The 21,356-nt window shown below is 68.3% G+C and carries 20 protein-coding genes and 1 other RNA gene; all 21 read left to right on the top strand.

Annotated elements, in window-relative coordinates:
• Positions 1-21: 21 nt before the first annotated feature.
• The 21 genes from ACODSL_RS11255 to ACODSL_RS11155 all read left to right on the top strand — a co-directional run bounded on the left by ACODSL_RS11255 (position 22) and on the right by ACODSL_RS11155 (position 21,346).
• Positions 22-819, top strand: coding sequence for a crotonase/enoyl-CoA hydratase family protein (locus tag ACODSL_RS11255; RefSeq protein ID WP_488900764.1), 798 nt, complete (start codon positions 22-24; stop codon positions 817-819).
• Positions 819-1,316 carry a hypothetical protein gene (locus ACODSL_RS11250; protein ID WP_488900763.1) on the top strand — a complete coding sequence of 166 codons (498 nt, stop codon included), beginning with the start codon at positions 819-821 and terminating at the stop codon, positions 1,314-1,316. The genes ACODSL_RS11255 and ACODSL_RS11250 overlap by 1 nt, the downstream gene beginning before the upstream one ends.
• A complete protein-coding gene (locus ACODSL_RS11245; RefSeq protein ID WP_488900762.1) occupies positions 1,316-1,906 on the top strand; it encodes a DUF3052 domain-containing protein in 591 nt (196 codons plus the stop codon). Before ACODSL_RS11250 ends, ACODSL_RS11245 begins: the two co-directional genes overlap by 1 nt.
• Positions 1,907-1,962: 56 nt before the next feature.
• Positions 1,963-2,856 carry a DMT family transporter gene (locus ACODSL_RS11240; RefSeq protein ID WP_488900761.1) on the top strand — a complete coding sequence of 298 codons (894 nt, stop codon included), beginning with the start codon at positions 1,963-1,965 and terminating at the stop codon, positions 2,854-2,856.
• On the top strand, positions 2,853-3,578 hold the full coding sequence (locus ACODSL_RS11235) for a peptidoglycan recognition protein family protein (protein ID WP_488900760.1): 726 nt from the start codon (positions 2,853-2,855) through the stop codon (positions 3,576-3,578). The genes ACODSL_RS11240 and ACODSL_RS11235 overlap by 4 nt, the downstream gene beginning before the upstream one ends.
• Before the next feature lie 160 nt (positions 3,579-3,738).
• Positions 3,739-4,135, top strand: an RNA gene (gene rnpB, locus ACODSL_RS11230) — RNase P RNA component class A.
• Positions 4,136-4,365: 230 nt separating this feature from the next.
• On the top strand, positions 4,366-4,833 hold the full coding sequence (locus ACODSL_RS11225; RefSeq protein ID WP_488900759.1) for a division/cell wall cluster transcriptional repressor MraZ: 468 nt from the start codon (positions 4,366-4,368) through the stop codon (positions 4,831-4,833).
• Positions 4,830-5,768, top strand: coding sequence for a 16S rRNA (cytosine(1402)-N(4))-methyltransferase RsmH (rsmH, locus tag ACODSL_RS11220; RefSeq protein ID WP_488900758.1), 939 nt, complete (start codon positions 4,830-4,832; stop codon positions 5,766-5,768). The genes ACODSL_RS11225 and rsmH overlap by 4 nt, the downstream gene beginning before the upstream one ends.
• Complete coding sequence (ftsL, locus tag ACODSL_RS11215; RefSeq protein ID WP_488900757.1) at positions 5,765-6,127, top strand: cell division protein FtsL; 363 nt, start codon at positions 5,765-5,767, stop codon at positions 6,125-6,127. The genes rsmH and ftsL overlap by 4 nt, the downstream gene beginning before the upstream one ends.
• On the top strand, positions 6,124-7,881 hold the full coding sequence (locus tag ACODSL_RS11210) for a peptidoglycan D,D-transpeptidase FtsI family protein (protein WP_488900756.1): 1,758 nt from the start codon (positions 6,124-6,126) through the stop codon (positions 7,879-7,881). Before ftsL ends, ACODSL_RS11210 begins: the two co-directional genes overlap by 4 nt.
• The gene (locus ACODSL_RS11205; RefSeq protein ID WP_488900755.1) at positions 7,878-9,341 is read left to right on the top strand and encodes a UDP-N-acetylmuramoyl-L-alanyl-D-glutamate--2,6-diaminopimelate ligase; all 1,464 of its coding nucleotides are present in this window, start codon (positions 7,878-7,880) and stop codon (positions 9,339-9,341) included. The genes ACODSL_RS11210 and ACODSL_RS11205 overlap by 4 nt, the downstream gene beginning before the upstream one ends.
• A complete protein-coding gene (locus ACODSL_RS11200; protein WP_488900754.1) occupies positions 9,334-10,725 on the top strand; it encodes a UDP-N-acetylmuramoyl-tripeptide--D-alanyl-D-alanine ligase in 1,392 nt (463 codons plus the stop codon). The genes ACODSL_RS11205 and ACODSL_RS11200 overlap by 8 nt, the downstream gene beginning before the upstream one ends.
• Positions 10,725-11,825, top strand: coding sequence for a phospho-N-acetylmuramoyl-pentapeptide-transferase (mraY, locus tag ACODSL_RS11195; protein ID WP_488900753.1), 1,101 nt, complete (start codon positions 10,725-10,727; stop codon positions 11,823-11,825). Before ACODSL_RS11200 ends, mraY begins: the two co-directional genes overlap by 1 nt.
• A 17-nt stretch (positions 11,826-11,842) precedes the next feature.
• The gene (murD, locus tag ACODSL_RS11190; protein WP_488900752.1) at positions 11,843-13,258 is read left to right on the top strand and encodes a UDP-N-acetylmuramoyl-L-alanine--D-glutamate ligase; all 1,416 of its coding nucleotides are present in this window, start codon (positions 11,843-11,845) and stop codon (positions 13,256-13,258) included.
• Positions 13,255-14,424 carry a putative lipid II flippase FtsW gene (gene ftsW / locus ACODSL_RS11185; protein ID WP_488900751.1) on the top strand — a complete coding sequence of 390 codons (1,170 nt, stop codon included), beginning with the start codon at positions 13,255-13,257 and terminating at the stop codon, positions 14,422-14,424. Before murD ends, ftsW begins: the two co-directional genes overlap by 4 nt.
• A 10-nt stretch (positions 14,425-14,434) precedes the next feature.
• Positions 14,435-15,532: an undecaprenyldiphospho-muramoylpentapeptide beta-N-acetylglucosaminyltransferase gene (murG, locus tag ACODSL_RS11180; protein ID WP_488900750.1), complete on the top strand. Its 1,098-nt coding sequence runs from the start codon at positions 14,435-14,437 to the stop codon at positions 15,530-15,532.
• A 10-nt stretch (positions 15,533-15,542) separates the two neighbouring features.
• Positions 15,543-16,961, top strand: a complete 1,419-nt coding sequence (gene murC, locus ACODSL_RS11175) for a UDP-N-acetylmuramate--L-alanine ligase (RefSeq protein ID WP_488900749.1) — start codon at positions 15,543-15,545, stop codon at positions 16,959-16,961.
• 142 nt (positions 16,962-17,103) lie between these two features.
• Positions 17,104-18,018: a UDP-N-acetylmuramate dehydrogenase gene (murB, locus tag ACODSL_RS11170; protein WP_488900748.1), complete on the top strand. Its 915-nt coding sequence runs from the start codon at positions 17,104-17,106 to the stop codon at positions 18,016-18,018.
• Positions 18,019-18,021: 3 nt separating this feature from the next.
• Positions 18,022-19,416, top strand: coding sequence for a M20/M25/M40 family metallo-hydrolase (locus ACODSL_RS11165; protein WP_488900747.1), 1,395 nt, complete (start codon positions 18,022-18,024; stop codon positions 19,414-19,416).
• A gap of 105 nt (positions 19,417-19,521) precedes the next feature.
• On the top strand, positions 19,522-20,469 hold the full coding sequence (locus ACODSL_RS11160; protein WP_488900746.1) for a D-alanine--D-alanine ligase: 948 nt from the start codon (positions 19,522-19,524) through the stop codon (positions 20,467-20,469).
• Complete coding sequence (locus ACODSL_RS11155; RefSeq protein WP_488900745.1) at positions 20,435-21,346, top strand: cell division protein FtsQ/DivIB; 912 nt, start codon at positions 20,435-20,437, stop codon at positions 21,344-21,346. Before ACODSL_RS11160 ends, ACODSL_RS11155 begins: the two co-directional genes overlap by 35 nt.
• The last annotated feature ends 10 nt before the right edge of the window (positions 21,347-21,356 follow it).

The raw sequence follows: 21,356 nt of genomic DNA, 5'->3' as shown, positions 1-21,356 counted from the left end.
AGAACCCCCGGGGAAGCGACCATGAGCCTGATCACCACCGAAAAGCGCGGCCATGTCGCCATTCTGACCCTCAATCGCCCGGACGCGATGAACGCTTTGGGCGCGCCCGGAGACGGCGATCAGGTGGCCGCCGCCTGCGCCGAGATCAACGCCGACAGGTCGGTCCGCTGTGTGATCCTGACCGGCGCCGGCCGCGCCTTTTCGGCCGGCGGGAACGTCAAGGCCATGAAGGACCGTGAGGGCGCGTTCGGCGGCAACGCCGTCAGCATCCGCGAGAATTACCGCACCAACATCCACCGCATCGTCCGCGCCATCTACGGCCTCGAGGTTCCGTCGATCGCGGCGGTCAACGGCGCGGCTATCGGCCTCGGCTGTGACGTGGCCTGCATGACCGACATCCGGATCGCCGCCACGGGCGCAAAGCTGGGCGTGACCTTCCTCAAGCTCGGCCTGATCCCGGGGGACGGCGGCGCCTGGCTGCTGCCGCGGACCATCGGCATGAGCCGCGCTTCCGAACTGCTGTTCACCGGCGATGTCATCGACGCCCAGACCGCCTGCGACTGGGGGCTGGTGAGCCGGGTCGTGCCGGAAGAGTCGCTGATGGATGAGGCCATGAAGCTGGCGGAACGGATCGCCCAGCAGCCGCCGCACGCGCTGCGCCTTGCCAAGTCGCTGCTGAAGCACGGTCAGAGCACCAGCTATGACACCCTGCTGGAAATGAGCGCCGCCTCCCAGGCCATCTGTCATCTGACCGAGGACCATATGGAAGGCGTCGACGCCCTGCTCGAGAAGCGTCCGGCCAACTTCAAAGGCATGTGATGCGGGGGCTGGCGCTGATCGCTATCGCGGGACTGGGCCTGGCCGGGTGCAAGCCCGCGCCGGCCGGTCCGGCGGCGCCGGCTCAGGCCGGCGAGGCGCGCTGGGCGTTCGGCATCGGCAAGAACAGCGTCGAGATGGCCTGGGTCACGAATGCGGCCACGGCCGACGCGCCGATCAGCCTGGTCTGCGCCCGGGGCGACGGGATCATGGTCGTCGCCCGGGCCTTCCACCCGATCGGCAGTGAAGAGCGGCTGACCATCGGCGCGGGTGACGACGCCTTCGCGCTCGTCGTCGCCGAGGACCCGCAAAGCGCCCACGTGAGCGCCACCGGGCCGGCTGACGAGGCGATGCTGACAGCCATTGTGAGCGGGCGCCCCATCAGCGCCAGCTACGGCGCCCAGCGCTACGGGCCTGTGAAGGCTCCGCCGTCGGCCCTGCGCCGGGCGTTCGCCGACACCTGCCGCAAGCTCAACGCCGGGCCGGGGATCGAGATCTGATGGGAAAGGACGTCGACGCCATTCCGGCCCGGTTCGGCGACGACGTCGAGGTCGGACGGCTGCAGTGGGAGTCGCCGAAGCTGATCTTTCGCGGCGCGACCCGCAGGGTCTTCGAGGGCGACGCGCTCAAGGGCATCGCCGCGGATGGCGCTGACCTCGTCCTCGCCGACGGCTCCCGTTTCACCCTTGGCGACGTTCAGGCAGGGCGCTGGGCGCAAGCGATCGCCAACCCGCCGGGCCGTCTCGACAAGCTGGGCGTCAAGGCCGGCATGACAGCGGCGATTCTCAATCTTGAGGATCCGGATTTCGCGACCGAACTCGCCACCCGCGCCAGTTTGTCGAACGCGTTCAGCGAACTTGATATACTGATTTTGGGGGCAGACTCGCAGGGGGACCTCGACCGGTTGCCCGAGATTATCCCGATGCTGGCCGAGCGCGGCGCGCTGTGGATCGTCTCGCTGAAGGGCAAGCTGCTGCGGATCAGGGACGTCGAGGTCATGGCCGCCGCAAAGGCTTACGGCCTGGTCGACAACAAGGTCTGCGCATTCTCGGATACGCGCACGGCGCTTCGGTTCACCCGCCGCCGTTGAACGGCCGGTCGTCTTGGCGCTCGCTTTCCGCGACGAAAGGGGCCTAGAGGTCGCCCATGGCCCTTCGCGACTTCGCCCTGCTCGTTCTGATGTGTCTCGTCTGGGCGTTGAACAACATCATCAGCAAGATCGTTGTCGCCCACTGGGGCGTGCCGCCGCTGTACTACGCCGGCGCGCGGTTCATGGTCGTGATGCTTTGCACCCTGCCGTGGCTGCTGCCGGCGCCGAGGCCAATCTGGCGGATGGTGGTCGTCTGCCAGCTGATCGGCGGGGCCAACTTCGCCTTGATGTTCATGGGTCTGAAGACGGCGAGCCCGTCGGCCGCCTCCATCGTGGTTCAGCTGGGCGTGCCGATGACGACCGTCCTCTCGATGTTCATGCTCGGCGAGCAGGTCCGCTGGCGACGCGGTATCGGCATGGTCCTGACCTTCCTCGGCGCCGTGGTGGTGATGTGGAACCCGGCGGGTCTCTCCATGTCGGCCGGACTCTGGCTCGTGGCGGCCGCGGCCCTGACCGGCTCGCTCGGCGCGGTGATGATGAAGCAGATGGAGGGGGTGAAGCCGCTGCAGTTCCAGGCCTGGGTCGGATTCACCTCGGCCTTGCCATTGCTGGGCGTAAGCGCGCTTGGGGAACACGGACAATGGGCTGCGGCCCTTCACGCCGGCTGTCCCTTCCTGGCGGCGGTGCTGTTCTCGGCCCTGATCGTGTCAGTGCTGGCGCACACGACCTATTACGGCCTGATCCAGAAGTATGAGGCGACCCTGATCTCGCCTCTGACCCTGCTGACGCCGCTGTTCACGATCATCCTCGGCGTGCTGGTCACGCACGACCATTTCGATGCAAGGATGGCCATCGGCGCGACTCTGGCGCTGGCCGGCGTGCTGATCGTCGCCCTGCGGCCCAACCATGTGATGCCCTTGCTCCTCCTGATGAGAAACCGGGTGCAATGACCCTGACCTTCATCGACACCCCGTCGCCGAATTTCGATGCCCGGACCAAGGTTCCGGACATGCTGGTGCTGCACTACACCGGCATGCAGACCGGTGAGGCCGCGCTGGCCCGGCTGTGCGATCCAGCCGCCGAGGTCTCGGCCCATTACCTCGTCGAGGAGGATGGCCGCATCTTCCGGCTGGTCGCCGAGGAGCGCCGGGCCTGGCACGCGGGTCGGTCGTTCTGGAAGGGCGAGACAGGCGTCAACCACGCCTCGATCGGCATCGAGATCGTCAATCCCGGCCACGAGTTCGGCTACCGGCCGTTTCCGGAGGCCCAGATCGCGGCCGTCATTGCGCTCGTCACCGACATCCGCACCCGCTGGGACATCGAGGATAGCCGTATCCTCGGCCACTGCGACGTAGCGCCGGAGCGAAAGGAAGATCCCGGCGAGTTGTTTCCCTGGAAGCAGCTTGCGGACGCAGGGCACGGCATCTGGGCCGAAGCCGACCCGGCGCCCGGCGATCCGCTTGCCGAGGGCGCCGAGGGGGTAGGGGTCTTTGCCCTGCAGGCCGGCCTGACCCGGCTGGGCTATGACTGCGCACCGACCGGGAAGTTCGACCAGAAGACGCGCGACACGGTGACGGCCTTTCAGCGCCACTGGGTGCAGAGCCGGTTCGACGGCGTAGCCGACGGCCTGACGCGGGCGCGCCTGATGGCGGTGCTTCGGGCGGCGGGCTGATCCTGCGTGGTTCGAGACGCGATCCTGGGGGATCGCACCTCACCATGAAGAAGATCTTTGGTTCGCACGTCTCCTCGTCATCCTGAGGAGCGAGCCTCAAGCGAGCGTCTCGAAGGACGCATTGACCGCACCGCCCCCATCCCCCACAACCCGCGACGGATCAGACGGCCGGGCGATCGCGGTCCCTTCGGGGGTCGAGGAAAGTCCGGGCTCCACGGTGACAAGGCGGCGGGTAACGCCCGCCCGGGGTGACCCGAGGGATAGCGCCACAGAAAGCAAACCTCCTCCGCTTCGGCGGCGGGAAGGGTGAAAGGGTGGGGTAAGAGCCCACCGCGGACGTGGTGACACGGACGGCATGGCAAGCCCCGCCTGGAGCAAGACCGAATAGGGATTCCGCGCCCGGTGTGTCCACGGATACTGCCGGGCAGGGCCGTCTCCGGCCCGAGGGATCCGGGTTGGTCGCGAGAACCGTCCCGCGAGGGGCGGTCCAGAGGAATGATCGTCGCGCGCCCGCAAGGGCGTTGGCACAGAACCCGGCTTACAGGCCGTCTGATCCGCCTTTCCCCACCCGCATAGACTGCATTGAGGCGCCGGTTATCCCCGTTGTTATTAACGTGTTCAGTGTATGTTCTGTGGATTGTTTACAGGCGTTAACCACTATCGCCTGCGACATTGTTGTTTTCGTGAAGAAACGCCGTCTGGTGTCATTGCCTCCCATTTCATCCCATGTTAACCCAGTCACTGTCGTCGGATGGGGTCCGGCGGCCTTGGGCGGGGATTGGGCGACGTGTTCCTGTCGACCTTTGACAAGCAGCTGGACAGCAAGCGCCGCATCGTCGTGCCGCATGGGTTCCGCGCGGCCGTCGGTCAGCCCTTCGACGGCGTCTTCTGCTTTCCCTCGATCGAGGCCGACTGCCTTGAGGGTGGCGGCAAAGCCTTGTTCGACCGTTACCTCGCGCTGATCGAGGAGCTTCCGTTCGGCGATCCGCTTCGGTCGGCGCTCGAGACCAGCGTGCTCGGCGGCATGTCGCGCCTGTCCTTCGACGACGCCGGTCGCATCACGCTGCCGCCCGCCCTGTGTGACATGGTCGGCCTGACCGACTGGGTGTCGGTTGTCGGCATGGGCGACCGCTTCCAGATCTGGACCCGCGACGCCTTCCAGGCGCACCGCGCCGCCGCGCGCGAAACGGCCCGCACGGGCCTTGCACAACTGCGCGCCGCCCAGCGGTCCCGTCTCACCGGGGCGGCCGAATGAGCGAAGCGCCGCATCTCTCCGTACTGCTCGATGAGGTCGTGGGCGCGCTGAGGCCCGGCCCCGGCGCGCTGATCGTCGACGGCACCTTCGGCGCGGGCGGATACGCTCGCGCCTTTCTCGATTCCGGGGCCCAGGTCGTGGCCTTCGACCGCGATCCGTCCGCGCGCCGCTTCGCCGCGCCGCTGGAAGCAACGGGCCGGTTCCGGCTGATCGAAGCGCGCTTCTCCGAGATGGGCGACCATTTCGGGCCTGCATCCGTCGACGGGATCGCGCTGGATATCGGCGTGTCTTCGATGCAGCTGGATGAGGCCGATCGCGGCTTTTCCTTCATGCGCGACGGGCCGCTGGACATGCGCATGAGCGATACCGGGCCGACCGCCGCCGATCTGGTCAACACGCTGGAGAAGGACGAACTGGCCCGGATCATCTGGCTGTATGGCGAGGAGCGTGAGAGCCGCCGGATCGCGTCCTTCATCATCCGCCGCCGCGCAATCCAGCTGTTCGAGCGCACCCTTGACCTGGCCGAGGTGGTCGAAAAGGCTCTCGGTGGACGGCGTGGCGCCAAGACGCATCCGGCGACAAAGGTCTTCCAGGCCTTGCGCATCGCGGTCAACGAGGAGCTTGCCGAGCTCGAGGCTGCGCTGGTCGCGGCGGAGAAGATTCTCAAGACGGGCGGGCGGCTGGTCGTCGTAACCTTTCATTCGCTCGAGGATCGCATCGTGAAGGCCTTCTTCACCGCCCGATCCGGCAACCTCCCGGGCGGCTCGCGCCATGCCCCGCCGGTGGCGGGCGGGCCCGCGCCGACGTTTGCGTTGCCGTTCAAGGGCGCGATGGAGCCTGGCGACGCCGAGCTCGCGGCCAACCCCCGCGCCCGTTCGGCCAAGCTGCGCGCCGGCGTGCGCACCGAGGCGCCGGCCTGGAGGGACGCGGCATGATCACCGCCCTGCTCAATCACCGCATCCGCGGCTTCCGGACGCTGAACATCGTGTTCGCCGCATTGCTTCTGGTGCTGGCTGTCGGCGTGAACCTGGCCAAGACCATCGCAGGGCGCGAGCGCAACGAAATCGGCCAGGTCGAAGCGAACATCGACAAGGAGCGGCAGCGAATCCGCGTGCTCGAAGCCGAGGTGGCGCACCTGGAGCAACCCGAGCGTCTCGAGCGTCTGGCGCGTGGCTATCTCGAAATGGCTCCGGTGTCGGTCCACCAGGAAGCGTCGCTCGACACGCTGAGCGAGGTCGCCAACGCCCACCCCCGACCCCAGGTCGTCTCAACCGCCGCCGTGGCGGTCCCATGAGCATCGCCGACCTGACCCCGCAGAGGTATCCCGCGCTGTGGCGCTGGATCATCGAACGCGTCTGGCGGGTCGAGCATGCGTTCGAACGCGCCCAGGCGGACGGCCGGGCAGAGAATGACACCCGCATCCGCATCTTCCTGGTGATGTTCGTGTTCGCGGTCGGCTTTGCCGTCATGTCCCTCGGCGCCGTGTGGTCGGCGACTTTCGCCCATGCGGGGCGGACGGGCGGCGCGGTTGTCGGCGCGCCGGAACGCGCTGACCTCGTTGATCGGGAAGGGCGGCTGCTGGCGGTCAATCTTGTCCACTACGCCCTGTCGCTGGACCTGAAGGACATTTGGAGCAAGCGCGAGACGCGGGCCGCCTTGCTCGCCGCGCTGCCGCAGCTCACGCCGGCGCAGGTCGACAGGGCCCTGGCGGCGAAGAAGCGCGCGTTTCTGATCGGGGGGCTGACCCCTGCCGAGCGCGCGCGCGTTCATGACCTGGGTCTTCCGGGCCTCATCTTCGAGCCGGAAGAGCGCCGGGTCTATCCGCTCGGTCCGCTGGCCGCTCATCTGATCGGCTACACGGAGAAAGGCGGGGTGAGCCTCGCCGGCGCGGAACGCGCCCTGCAGGTGGATATTCTGAAGGCCGGCGGCGAGGGCAAGCCGGTGGCCCTGTCTGTAGACGTGCGGGTTCAGGCGGCCCTGGAAGAGGAATTGGCAAGCGCCGCCGCGGAATTTCATCCCAACGGGGCGGTGGGGATCGTCACCAATATTCACACCGGCGAGATCCTGGCCCTGGCCAGCTGGCCGGACTTCGATCCCAACTTCCAGCAGCGCGCGACGCCCGATCAGAAGCTGAACCGCGCCGCGGCGTCGGTCTTCGAGATGGGATCGACCTTCAAGGCCTTCACGGTCGCCATCGGCCTGGACACCCGGGTGGCCACGCCGGACTCGACCTACGACGCCCGAACGCCCCTGAAGATGGGCTACCGGACAATCCATGACTACCACGGCACCAACCGCATCCTGACGCTGCGCGAGGTGTTCAACCACTCGTCAAACATCGGCACGGCGCTGCTGGCCCACGCCATCGGCAATGAGCAGCTGACCCGCTATTTCAACCTGTTCGGCCTGACCCGCAGGGCCCGGGTCGAGCTGATCGAGTCGGCCCGCCCCCTGACGCCGAAGAAGTGGGACGATGACGACATCGCCAGCGTCTCGTTCGGTCACGGGATCGACGTTTCGCCACTGACCCTGGCCCAGGCCATGGGCGCCATCCTCAACGGCGGCCGGATGGTCCCGCTGACCATTCGCAAGATGCCGGTCGGCTATCGCCCCGAAGGCAAGCGGGTCGTGTCGGAGCAGACCACGCTTTCGATGCTGCAGATCATGCGCGGCAATGTCGTCGAGGGCACCGGCCGCAAGGCTGACGCCCCAGGGCTTTCGGTCGGCGGCAAGACCGGGACCGGCGAGAAGTGGGATCCGGCGATCCGTCGCTACAGCGACTACAAGCAGGTCGGCTCTTTCGCTGCGGTCTTTCCGACGGAAGGTCCCGTCGAGGCCGACCGCTATTTCGTCCTGGTCCTGATGGATGAGCCCAAGGGCGGCATCCGGACGGGCGGCTGGGTCGCCGCGCCCGCCGTTGGGCGCACGATCAATCGCATAGCGCCCTTCCTTGGCGTCTCGCGTCACATGACGCCGACCTACGGCGCCCCGACCCTGATCGCCGCCCGCGCCGTCGCGCCCGGCGCGGCGCCGGAGACGGGGCTTTGAGCGCCCCGCTTTCGAGGCTCACGGGCCAGCGGGTCTCGCCGGACCCTGTGATCACCGGCGTCACCGCCGACAGCCGCAAGGTCCGCCCCGGCTTCCTGTTCGCCGCGATGCCGGGCTCGAAGGTCGACGGCCGCACCTACATCGACGGCGCGATCGCCGCCGGAGCGGTCGCGATCCTCGCGCCTGACGATGTTACGCGCGACGACGTGCCGGTGATTCACGCGCACGATTTGCGCCGGGCCTACGCGCTCGCCGCGGCCGGCTTCTGGGGTGCGCAGCCGCAAACCTGCGTCGCGGTGACCGGCACCAACGGCAAGACCTCGGTCGCCACCTTCTGCCGCCAGATCTTCGCCCGCAGGGGCCGCAAGGCCGCCAGCATGGGCACGCTCGGTGTCACGATCTCGCAGGCCGGGGCGCCCGATGTGCAGGTCACACCGCCCGGCCTGACGACGCCGGACGCGGCGGATGTCGCCGAGCTCATGGCCAAACTCGCCGCGGACGGCGTGACCCATGTTGCACTGGAAGCCTCGTCGCATGGCGTCGACCAGCGGCGGCTGGACGGTGTGACGCTGACGGCCGCAGGGTTCCTGAACCTGACCCAGGACCACCTCGACTATCACGGCACCATGGGCGTCTATCGGGCGGCCAAGCTCCGGCTGTTCGACACGCTTCTGCCCGCCGGCGGAACGGCGGTGCTGAACGCCGACAGCGACCAGTTCGACGTCTTCGCCAAGGCTGCCGCCGACAGGGGACATCCTGTCCTGTCGACAGGGGAGGCCGGCCGGGGACTTTGTCTGGTCGCACGTCACCTGACCTCCGACGGACAACAGCTGACGATCGAGCATGGCGGTCGGTCGTTCGATATCCGCCTGCCGCTCGCCGGCGCCTTCCAGGCCGACAACGCGCTGGTCGCGGCCGGCCTGTGCATCGCCGCAGGCGAGGATCCGGCGTCCGTCCTGCACGCGCTGGAGCACCTCAAGGGCGCGCCGGGGCGGCTGCAGCATGTCGGCGCCGGTCCGCGGGGCGGTGAGGCCTATGTCGACTACGCTCATACGCCGGACGGTCTCGAGACGGTGCTGAAGGCGCTGCGCCCACACACGGCCGGCAGGCTGATCGTGGTGTTCGGCGCCGGTGGCGATCGTGATCGCGGAAAGCGCCCCCTCATGGGCGGCATCGCCGCGCGGCTGGCGGACATCGCCATCGTCACCGACGACAACCCGCGCTCCGAGGTTCCGGCCGTGATCCGCGCGGAAATCCTCGCCGCGGCGCCTGGAGCCCGCGAAATCGGCGACCGTCGGGACGCGATTCGGGCCGCAGCCGCCCTCCTCGATGCGGGCGATGTTCTGGTTGTGGCGGGCAAGGGGCACGAGCAGGGCCAGTTGGTCGCCGGCGTGAACCACCCCTTCGATGATGTCGCCGAGACCGCCGCGGCCATTGGACTGGAGCTGGCGCATGGCTGATCCGCTCTGGACGTCCGAGGAAATCGCTGCGGCGACTGGCGGGCGCGTCGTCGGCCCGGCGTTCCAGGTCGGCGGCATTACCATCGACAGCCGCGACGTTGGTTCAGGCGACCTGTTCGTCGCGCTGACCGGCGAGCGGGACGGTCACCTGTTCGCGCCAGGCGCCCGCGCGGCGGGGGCGGGGGGCGTGCTGGCGTCGAAGCCCGTCGAGGGGCCGCATGTGCTGGTCCCGGACACGCTGAAGGCGCTGGAAGCCCTGGGCCTCGCGGCGCGGGACCGTTCGCCGGCGCTCCGCGCGGCGGTGACCGGCTCGGTCGGCAAGACCAGCGTCACCCAGGCCATCGCGGCGGGCCTCGCCGGCGCCGGACGCTGGCACTCGTCGGTCAAGTCCTACAACAATCATATCGGGGTCCCGCTCACTCTGGCGCGTATGCCCGCGGCCACCGAGCGAGCGGTCTTCGAGATCGGCATGAACCATGCCGACGAAATCACGCCCCTGTCCCGCATGGTCCGGCCACAGGTCGCTGTCATGACAACGGTTGGTCCGGTGCACATCGAGAACTTCCCCGACGGTGAGACCGGCGTCGCTCGCGCCAAGGCGGAGATCTTCGACGGTATCGCGCCGGACGGTGTCGCGGTGCTCAATGCCGACAACCGCTGGTTCGAGATGCTGGCGCGGCAAGCCCGCGCGGCGGGTGCGCGGGTCCTGTCGTTCGGGTCGAGCGCAGGCAGCGACGCCCGGCTGGTCGACTTCTCGGCCGCCGAGGGCGCCGCCACCGTGCGCGCCGAGGTCCATGGCCAGGCCATAAGCTATTCCCTGCTTCAGACCGGGGTGCACTGGGGGCTCAACAGCCTCTGCGCCCTGCTCACCCTGGAAGCGATGAATGTCGACCGGGAGACGGCGCTCGGCGCGCTGGCCGGCTTCGCGCCGCTGGCCGGACGGGGCGCGGAACGGACGGTACGGATCCCCGGCGGCGCCTTCACGCTGATCGACGAAAGCTACAACGCCAATCCGATCTCGATGGCCGCAGCCTTCAGGACCCTGGGCGCCCGGCAGGCCGCGGGGCGGCGGATCGTGGTGCTGACTGACATGCTGGAGTTGGGCCCCGAAGCGCCGGCTTTCCACGCCGCGCTGGCCGAGCCGATCGCGTCGGCAAACGTTGACCTCGTTTTCTGCGCTGGATCCATGATGAAATCACTCTGGGACTCCCTTCCGCCGACTCGTCGGGGCGGCTACGCGGAAGTGGCGGCGGATCTGGCGCCGCAGATCGCGTCGGCCGTGGAGCCGGGCGATCTGGTCATGGTCAAGGGATCGAATGGCAGCCGGGCGAGCGCGATCGCCGCCGCGCTGGTCGCCTTGGACGTTACGGGGGAGACGGCCTGATGTTGCAGTTCCTTGCCGACTGGCGGGATGCGGTTCCACTATTGAACCTGCTGAAATACCTGACCTTCAGGACAGGCATGGCGACTGCGACCGGCTTCATCATCGCCGTGGCCATGGGCTCGCGCTTCATCAACTGGATGCGCGCCAAGCAGGGCAAGGGCCAGCCGATCCGGGCCGAAGGCATCCAGCGCCACGTGATCGAGAAGGCCGGCACGCCGACCATGGGCGGGCTGATGATCCTGGCCGGCGCCATCGGCGGTACGCTGCTGTGGGCCAATCTGACCAACATCTACGTCTGGGTCGTGCTGATGGTCACCGCCGGCTACGGCGTGCTCGGCTTCATGGACGACTACGACAAGGTCACCAAGCAAACGACGGCCGGCGTTTCCGGACCGGTCAAGCTCGTGATCCAGTTCGCCATCGCCTTCGCAGCAGTGATCATCCTGATCAAGTTTGGCGGCAAATCCCCCGACGCGCCCGAGTTGTCGACGTCTGTGGCCTTCCCGATCTTCAAGCGGCTTCTGCTGGACCTGGGCTGGTTCTATATCGCGTTCGGCGCGGTGGTGATCGTCGGCTTCTCCAACGCGGTGAACTTCACCGACGGCCTCGACGGCCTGGCCATCGTGCCTGTTATGATCGCGGCGGCGGCGCTGGGGCTGATCGCCTATCTCGTCGGCAACTACGTCTTCGCCGAATACCTGCAGGTCCATTTCGTGCCTGGCGTCGGCGAGGTCGCGGTCATCTGCGGCGCGCTGATCGGCGCCGGCCTGGGCTTCCTCTGGTACAACGCACCGCCGGCCAAGATCTTCATGGGCGACACCGGCTCCCTGGCGCTCGGCGGTGCGCTCGGCGTGATCGCTGTGGCGGCCAAGCACGAGATCGTCCTGGCCATCATCGGCGGCCTTTTCGTCGCCGAACTGCTCAGCGTCATCATCCAGGTCGCCTATTTCAAGCGGACCGGCAAACGCATCTTCCTGATGGCGCCGATCCACCACCACTTCGAGAAGCTGGGCTGGGCCGAGTCGACGGTCGTCATCCGCTTCTGGATCGTCTCGCTCATGCTGGCCTTCATCGGCCTCGCCACCCTCAAGCTGCGCTAGGAGTTCGAGCACTCGCCATGATCCCCATCCGCGGCTTTGAGGGACGCAAGGTCGCCGTGTTCGGTCTCGGCCGGACAGGGCTGACGGCCGCGCGCGCGCTCGTCGCCGGCGGCGCGGAGGTGGCGCTGTGGGACGAGAAGGAAGCGGGCCGTGCGGCGGCCGCGGCTGAAGGGTTTCCGGTCGTCGACCTCAAGACAGCCGACTGGTCTTCATTCGCCGCCCTGATGCTGTCGCCAGGCGTTCCGCTGACCCATCCGAAGCCGAACTGGACCGTCGAGATGGCCAGGGCGGCGGGCGTAGAGGTCCTCGGCGACATCGAACTCTTCGCCCGCACGGTCAACGCCGCTCCGGCGCACAAGCGGCCCAAGGTCGCGGCGATTACCGGCACCAACGGAAAGTCCACGACCACCGCGCTGCTCGGCCATATCTGCGGCAGCGCCGGCCGCGACACGCGGATCGGCGGCAACATCGGCATCGGCGTGCTGGACCTGCCGGACATGCACGGCGGCGCCGTCTATGTGCTTGAGACCTCGTCCTATCAGCTCGATCTGACCTCCAGTCTCAAGCCCGACGCGGCTGTCCTGCTGAACATTTCGCCCGACCATCTGGATCGCCACGGGGGCATGGAGGGCTATGTCGCCGCCAAACGTCGCGTGCTCCTGAACCAGACAAAAGGGGACACGGCGATCATCGGCGTTGATGACGCATGGTGCCAGCGCATCTGCACCGAGATCACCGCCGCGAACCACCGGACCATCTGGCCGATCAGCGCCAGTCGCTCGATGGGGCGTGGTGTCTACGCCATCCAGGGTGTGCTTTACGACGCCACCGGAGACCGGGTGATCGAGGTCGCGGACCTCCTGCGCGCCCGTTCTCTGCCCGGCCGCCATAACTGGCAGAACGCCGCCGCGGCCTATGCCGCCGCCCGGGCCATGGGCGTGCCCGCGGAGGAGGCCGCCGAGGGTCTGATGACCTTCCCGGGGCTCGCGCACCGCATGGAGACCGTGGCGATGATCGGCCGGGTCCGTTTCGTCAACGACTCCAAGGCGACCAACGCCGACGCCGCCCGCCAGGCCCTGAGCAGCTATCCGCGCGTCTACTGGATCGCGGGCGGACAGCCCAAGGAAGGCGGGATCGCGCCGCTGGCGGATCTTTTCGGCCGGGTGGCGAAGGCCTACCTGATCGGCGAGGGCGCCGGCGATTTCGCCAGGGTCCTCGAGGGCCGCGCGCCCTGCGTTCAGTCCGGCACGATCGAGGCAGCCACGGCAGCCGCCTTCGCCGACGCAGAGGCCAGTGGCGAGGACGCCATCGTCCTGCTGTCGCCAGCCTGTGCATCGTTCGACCAGTTCAGCGACTTCGAGGCCCGGGGGGAAGCTTTCCGCGCCGCCGTCGAAGCCCTTCAGCGGCCGACCCTCAAGGGAGCGCGCGCGTGAGCTACAGCCCCCACACCTTCCTCCGCTCCGACACGACGCGCGTCGGCAACTGGTGGTGGACGATGGACCGCTGGCTGCTCGGGGCCGTCTTCACCCTGATCACGCTGGGCGTCCTGCTGTCGTTCGGCACCAGCCCGGCGGCGGCGGCGCGCCTGCACTATGACGACGCCTTCCATTTCGCGGTCCGCCAGTCGCTGTTCGGCGTGCTGGCCGCGGGGCTGGTGATCGGAGTCTCCATGCTGGAGGCCAGGACGATCCGGCGGGCGGCCTTCTTCATCTATGTCGCGATGATACTCATCATGGCGGCGTTACCGTTCATTGGCCACGAGGCCAAGGGCGCGACCCGCTGGGTCCACTTCGCCGGATTCACGCTGCAACCATCCGAGTTCATGAAGCCGGCGCTGATCGTGCTGGTCGCCTGGATGTTCGCCGAAGGCCAGAAGGGCGAGGGCGTGCCCGGCGTGTTCATCGCCTTCTGCCTCTACGGGATCGCGGTCGCGCTGCTACTGATCCAGCCGGATGTCGGCCAGACGGTGCTGATCACGGTCGCCTTCGGCGCGGCCTTCTGGATGGCGGGGGTGCCGATCAGCTGGATCATGGGACTGGGAGTCGTCGCCGTCATCGGCCTGGGCAGCACCTACTTCCTGCTGCCGCACGTCCACGCGCGGGTCGAGATGTTCCTCAGTCCGGACAAGGCCGACAAGCACCAGATCAGCCAGGCTTCGGAGGCCATCTGGGCCGGCCACTGGTTCGGCCGTGGGCCGGGCGAAGGTGTCATGAAGCGGGGCGTGCCCGATATGCACACCGACTTTGCCTATTCGGTCCTCGCCGAGGAATATGGCCTGGTCTTCTCGCTGGCCCTGATCGGCCTGTTCGCCTTCCTCGTCGTGCGGGGCCTGTACAAGTCGCTGCGCCTGTCCGATCCGTTCGAGCAGGTGGCGGCCGCAGGCCTGTTCGTGCTGGTCGGCCAGCAGGCCCTGATCAATGTAGCGGTGAACCTCAACATGATCCCGACCAAGGGCATGACCTTGCCGTTCATCAGCTACGGCGGTTCGTCGATGCTGGCGATGGGGCTGACGCTCGGCATGGCGCTCGGCCTGACCCGCCGCCGCCCGGGCGCCTACGCCACCAGCGAGGGTCTCGCCCGCGCCGGCGCTTTCGCCTAAGACGCCGCGCATGGCACAACGCGTCGCAGTCGTCGCCGCCGGGGGCACCGGCGGCCACATGTTTCCCGCCCAGGCCCTCGCCGAGGAACTGATCCGGCGCGGCTGGCGGATCCTGCTCGCCACCGACGACCGCGGCGCCCTCTATGCCGACAAGTTTCCGGCCGATGTGCGCATCAGCCTGGCCGCCGCCACCGCGAAGGCGGGCGACCCGATGGGCATGGCCAAGGCCGGCGTGGCCGTGCTGCGCGGCACGCTGCAGGCGCGCTCGATCTTCAAGCGCATGGACCCGGCGGTCGTCGTTGGATTCGGCGGCTACCCGTCCCTGCCGTCATTGCTGGCTGCCCTGACGCAGGGCCGGCCGACGGTAATCCATGAACAGAACGCGGTGCTCGGCCGCGTGAACCGGTTCCTGGCGCCCAAGGTCACGGCCGTGGCCTGCGCCTTCCCGACGCTGGAGATGGCGTCAGCGAAGGTGAAGGCCGGCGCGCTTGTGGTGGGCAATCCCGTCCGCCCCGAAATCCGCGCGCTATATGGACAACCCTACCAGACGCCTGAGGCAGGCGGACCCCTGCGCCTTCTGATCACGGGCGGCAGCCAGGGAGCTCGCCTTTTGTCGGAACTGACGCCTGAGGCCATCCTGCGCCTGCCGGAGGACATCCGCGGCCGGTTGGAGGTCCAGCAGCAGACCCGCAAGGAGTCGATGGACAGCGCCCGCCGGACCTACGCCAACGCCATGGTCAAGGCCGAGGTCGCTCCGTTCTTCCGTGACATGGCGGGCCGGCTCGGGGCGGCGCACCTGGTGATTGGCCGTGCCGGCGCCTCGACGGTCTGCGAGCTGGCCGTGGCCGGCAAGCCCGCCCTGCTCGTGCCGCTGAAGATCGCCGCTGACGACCACCAGCGTCTCAACGCCAAACTGCTGGCCGACGCCGGGGCGGCGGCCGTGGCGCTGGAGGACGAGCTGACGGTCGACAGCCTGGCCGGCGCGCTCAACGCCATGCTCAAGGATCCCGCCATGCTGACCCGCATGGCTGCCGGAGCCCGATCGGTCGCCCGTCCCGACGCGGCGGAAAAACTCGCCGATCTGGTCGAGCGGACAGCCTTGGGGTAAGCCGCTGGCCATGATCCAGCGTCGACGACCCGTCCCCTTCGAAATCGGCCCCGTGCACTTCATCGGCATCGGCGGCATCGGCATGAGCGGCATCGCCGAAATCATGATCCGCATCGGCTACACCGTTCAGGGTTCGGACGTTAAGGCGTCCGCCAACACCGAGCGGCTGGAGAAGCTCGGCGCGCGCATCTTCATCGGCCATGAGGGCAGCCACGTCGAAGGCGCCTCGGCAATCGTCTATTCCACGGCGGTCAAGCCCGACAACGCCGAGATGGTCGCGGCCCGCGAGCGCCGCCTGCCGCTGGTGCGCCGCGCCGAGATGCTGGCCGAGCTGATGCGGCTGCAGTTCTCGGTCGCGGTCGGCGGCACGCACGGCAAGACCACCACCACCTCGATGATCGCGGCCCTGCTGGACGCCGGGGGTCTGGACCCGACCGTGGTCAACGGCGGGATCATCAATGCCTACGGCACCAACGCGAAGGTCGGGGAGGGCGACTGGATCGTCGTCGAGGCCGACGAGAGCGACGGCACCTTCCTGAAGCTGAAGTCCACCGTGGCGGTGGTGACCAATATCGACGCCGAGCACCTCGACCACTGGGGCGACTTCGACGCGGTCAAGAAGGGGTTCCAGGACTTCATCGAGAACATCCCCTTCTACGGCTTCGCGGCGATCTGTGTGGATCATCCCGAGGTCCAGGCCCTCAGCGCCCGGGTCGAGAACCGGCGGCTGGTGACCTACGGGACCAATCCCCAGGCCGAGGTCCGCGCCACCCATATCACCATGGGTCCCGACGGCGCGAAATTCGACGTGCAGATCAGCCCTCGCGAGGGCGAATTCATCCGCTACGAGGACCTGACCCTGCCGATGGCCGGGTTGCATAACGTGATGAACGCCTGCGCGGCCATCGCCGTGGCGCGGGAACTGGGCGTGGACGCCGAAGCCATCCGTGCTGGTCTCAAGGCCTTCGGCGGGGTGAAGCGCCGCTTCACCACCACCGGCGTTGTCAATGGCGTGCGGGTCATCGACGACTACGCTCACCACCCGGTGGAGATCAGCGCGGTCCTGACCGCCGCCCGCGCGGTAACCGGCGAAGGCAAGGTCATCGCCGTGGTCCAGCCGCACCGGTTCACCCGCCTGCGCGACCTGCTGGCGGAGTTCAGCGCCTGTTTCAACGACGCCGACGTGGTGATCGTGGCCGACGTCTATACGGCGGGCGAGACGCCGATCGAGGGTGTCGACCGTGACGCCCTGGTCGAAGGCCTGCGCCGCTACGGCCATCGCCGGGCCATCCCGCTGGATGGGCCGGGCGCCCTCGCCGGTCTGGTGAAGGCCGAGGCGCAGGCGGGCGATATTGTCGTCCTGCTCGGCGCCGGCGACATCACCAGCTGGTCCTACGCCCTGCCGGGGCAGCTCGAGGCGCTGGCGTGAGGGGCTGCATCGACGGGGTTGCGTCCTTCGAGACGCCCTTCGGGCTCCTCAGGAGGACGAATAGGGATTGGGTTGCCCCAAACTTCGTCATGGTGAGGAGCGAGCCTCAAGCGAGCGTCTCGAACCACGCAGGAACGCGGCCATGACCTGGCGCGACAATCTCCCGCCCGTCCGCGGCAAGCTCTTGCGCGATGAGCCGCTGGCGCCGTTCACGTGGTTCCGGGTCGGCGGGCCGGCGGACATTGTCTTCCTGCCGGAAGACGAGGCCGATCTCGCCGGGTTCCTCAAGGCGCTGGACCCGGCCGTGCCGGTTATGGCCATCGGGGTCGGCTCCAACCTGCTGGTGCGGGACGGGGGTGTCGACGGTGTGGTCATCCGGCTGGGCCGGGGCTTCAACACCGTCGAGGCGCTGGGCGACAACCGCATCCGCGCCGGCTCGGCCGTGCCTGACGCCATCCTCGCCCGCAAGGCCGCCGAGGCGGGCATCGCCGGGCTGGAGTTCTACGCTGGCATTCCCGGCACGGTCGGTGGCGCGGTGATCATGAACGCCGGCTGTTACGGCGCCGAGACGGTCAACGTCCTCGAGTCCGCCCGTGTCATGGACCGTACGGGCGTGGCGCGCGACATGCCGCTGGCCGAGCTCGGCTACACCTACCGCCACAGCGCCATCCAGGACGGGGATGTCATCGTGCTCGGCGCGACATATCAGGGAACGCCCGACGACCCGGCCGCGATCAAGGCGCGCATGACCGAGATCACGGCCCGCCGCGAGACCACCCAGCCGATCCGCGACAAGACCGGGGGCTCGACCTTCAAGAATCCGCCGGGGCATTCGTCCTGGAAACTGGTCGACGAGGCCGGCTGGCGCGGGAAGCTGTTTGGGGGGGCCATGTTCTCGCCGCTGCATTCCAACTTCATGATCAACACCGGCGAAGCCACGGCCGCCGACCTGGAAGGTCTCGGCGAAGTCGTGCGGGCCGCCGTCAAGACCTCGACCGGCATCCAGCTGGACTGGGAAATCAAAAGGATCGGCAGACCCTTGCCGACCAAGGAGTAAGCCATGCGTCGCGCCGCCCTGTTTGCCGCCCTGTCGTTGATCGCGACGCCTGCCTTCGCCGCTGAACCGGCCGACACTGCCGCCGCCCTGCGCGACAGGGCCCTGACCGACACGACCGCCTGGACGGTGCTGGAAGATCTGACCTCGACGGTCGGGCCGCGCCTCGTCGGCTCGCCGGGCATGGCGCGGGCCAAGGACTGGGCGGTGAAGACGTTCACCGATCTCGGCTTCGTCAATGTGAAGGTCGAGGAGTTCGCCAAGCCAAGCTGGGCGCGCGGCGCGGAATCGGCCTCGATCGTCGGTCCCTATCCGTTCCAGCTGTCGATTATCGGGCTTGGCCGCACTGTGCCGACCCCGAAGAAGGGCATCGAGGCCGAGGTCGTGGTGTTCAGAAGCTACGCCGCCCTGATCGCCGCGCCGGTCGGGTCTCTGACCGGCAAGATCGCCGTGGTCACCGCCCCGATGACCCGCACCCAGGACGGCCAGGGCTACGGCGCCGCCGGCATCGTCCGCCGCTCGGGCGCATCCGAGGCCGCGAAGCGCGGCGCGGTGGCTTTCCTGATGCGCTCCGTCTCGACCTCCGACTCCCGTCTGCCGCATACCGGCGTGCTGACCTATGCCGAGGATGCGCCAAAGATCCCGGCCGCCGCCCTGGGTGTTCCTGACGCCGAGCTGATCGAGCGGCTGGCGGCGCGCGGTCCCGTCCGCATCAAGCTGAGCCTGGCGTCCAGCCTCGATCCGAACGGCGTGGCCTGGAACATCTCGGGTGAGATTCCGGGCAGCGGCAAGCCGGACGAGGTGATTGTCATTGGCGGCCATCTCGACAGCTGGGATCCCGGCACGGGCGCCATCGACGACGCCTCGGGCATCGCAATCACCACGGCGGCGGCCAGACTGATCGGCGCCTTGCCGCAACACCCGCGCCGTACGATCCGCGTGGTCATGTGGGGCTCGGAAGAGACGGGCGGCTCCAGCGAGGCCTACCTGGCCGCGCACAAGGACGAGGTCCCCAATATCGTCATGGCCAGCGAGAGCGATCTCGGCGCGGACGCCATCTTCAGCCTGATGTTGCCCAAGGACGCGATGAAGGACCCGGCGCTGGCCGAACTGCCGACCGTGCTGGCCCCGCTGAAGGTCTTCGTCTCGCGCGACCCGGCGCCGTTCGGCGGCTCCGACACCGAGGGCCTCCAGGAGGCCGGCGTGCCGGTGTTCAGCCTGCGTCAGAGCGCGCTTCGCTACTTCGACCTGCACCATTCGGGCGACGACACCATCGACAAGGTCGACCCGGCCCAGCTGAACCAGAACGTCGCCGCCTGGGCGTCGCTGCTCTACATGCTGGCGCAGAGCGAAGCGGACTATCGTCCCAAGGCCGCGGCCGAAGCGCCCAAGGCTCCCTGATCAGACGACCGGGGCTCTCCGCCGAAAATCCACGCGATGGCAGCGGCGGCTTAACACCCGGCTGCTATCGCGGCTAAAGCACCGCCGAACTTACTGGAGCCCCGCATGTCCCTTCCCCTGGCCGGCCGCCACGTCGCCGTACTGCTCGGCGGCCTGTCCTCCGAGCGCGAGGTCAGTCTCGTCTCCGGCGCGGCCTGCGCCACGGCGCTGGAAAATCTCGGCGCGAAGGTCACCCGGGTGGACGCGGGGCGCGACCTCGCCCAGGTGTTGACGGCGCTTAAGCCGGATGTCTGCTTCAACGCCCTGCACGGAGAATGGGGTGAAGACGGCTGCGTCCAGGGCGTGCTGGAGACCATCGGCATCCCCTACACCCACTGCGGTGTGCTGGCCTCGGCGCTGGCCATGGACAAGGCCAAGTCCAAGGCGGTGCTGGCGGCGGCCGGCGTGACGGTGCCGGGCGGCGGATTGTTCAACCGTTTCGCCGCGGCCGAACGTCACGTGATGGAGCCGCCCTACGTCGTGAAGCCGAACGCGGAGGGCTCCTCGGTCGGAGTGTTCCTGGTGTTCGACGGCGCCAACCGCCCGCCGCAGGAACTGGTCGCCCCGTCCTGGACCTACGGTGACGAAGTTATGATCGAGCCCTACATCGCCGGGCTCGAGCTGGCTGTCGCGGTCAGGGACGGCAAGGCGCTGACGGTCACCGAGATCGTTCCGACCACCGGATTCTACGATTACGACGCAAAATACGCTGAAGGCGGCTCCCAGCACGTGGTGCCCGCCCGCATGCCGCAGGAGGATTTCGACCGGGCCCTTCGGCTCGCCGAGCTCGCCCACGCCGCTCTTGGTTGCCGGGGGGTGACCAGAAGTGATCTTCGTTATGACCCCGTTAAGCGTCTTCTGGTCCTGTTGGAGGTCAACACGCAGCCCGGAATGACGCCGACCTCTCTGGTTCCTGAGCAGGCGGCGCATCTCGGAATGTCGTTCGATCAACTGGTGCTCTGGATCGTGGAGGACGCGTATGCCCGCGACATTGCGGGGGGCTCGGCAGAGTAACGCCAGGCCCAGGGCCAAAGCGCCCGTCAGCCAGGGAAAACCCCGCGCCTCCGCCAGGGGGCCCCAGACCGCGGCCAAGCTGCGGGCTGCCCATGGCGTCGGCCTGCCGCCCAGGTTCGCCATCATGGCCGCCGGGGCGGTTTTCGGCGTCGGCCTGATCGTCACCCTCGCCACGGGGCATCGCGCCCAGGCGCTGGCCCGGAACACGCAGCATGCCGTCGCCGGCCAGACCGCGGGTCTCGGCTTCAAGCTTGCCCGCGTGCACGTGCAGGGCGCGTCGCCGATGGCCGAAGGCGCCATCCTGGCGTCGACCGGTCTGCAGCTGGGTCAGCCGATCCTCGATGTTGATCTCGAGGCGGTCCGCAAATCCGTCGAGAGCGTCGGCTGGGTCGAGAATGCCCAGGTCGTGCGCCTGCTGCCGGACACGCTGGTCGTCGCGGTGCGTGAGCGCCAGACCCTGGCGGTCTGGCAGAACCACGGGCGCACGATGGTCATCGACGCGGCCGGTGCTCCCATTCCGGAAGCCGACGCCGGTCGGTTCCCGCAACTCCCGCTGATCGTGGGGGAGGGCGCCAACGTGGGCGCCGCCCAGATCCTGCAGGCCGTGAACTCCCGACCGCGTCTGGTCGAGCGGCTGGAAGCGATCGTGCGGGTCGACGGCCGTCGATGGGACCTGAGACTGAAGGATGGGGGGTTGGTCCAGCTTCCCGCCGTCGAGGAAGAATCCGCGCTGATCCAGCTGGACCAGCTCGATCAGCGTCAGCGGATTCTCGAACTTGGATTTGAACGGATCGATCTGCGTGAACCCGGCGTCGTCGCCGTGCGTCCGCGTGGCGCGCCGCTGCCGGGCGAACCGCTCGTGTCAGACGGCGCTTAGGGATTTTGGG

This window comes from Caulobacter sp. FG121 (genome assembly GCF_057809815.1).
Note: the sequence above shows the minus strand (reverse complement) of the source record. Positions and strands in the feature narration are given on the sequence as shown.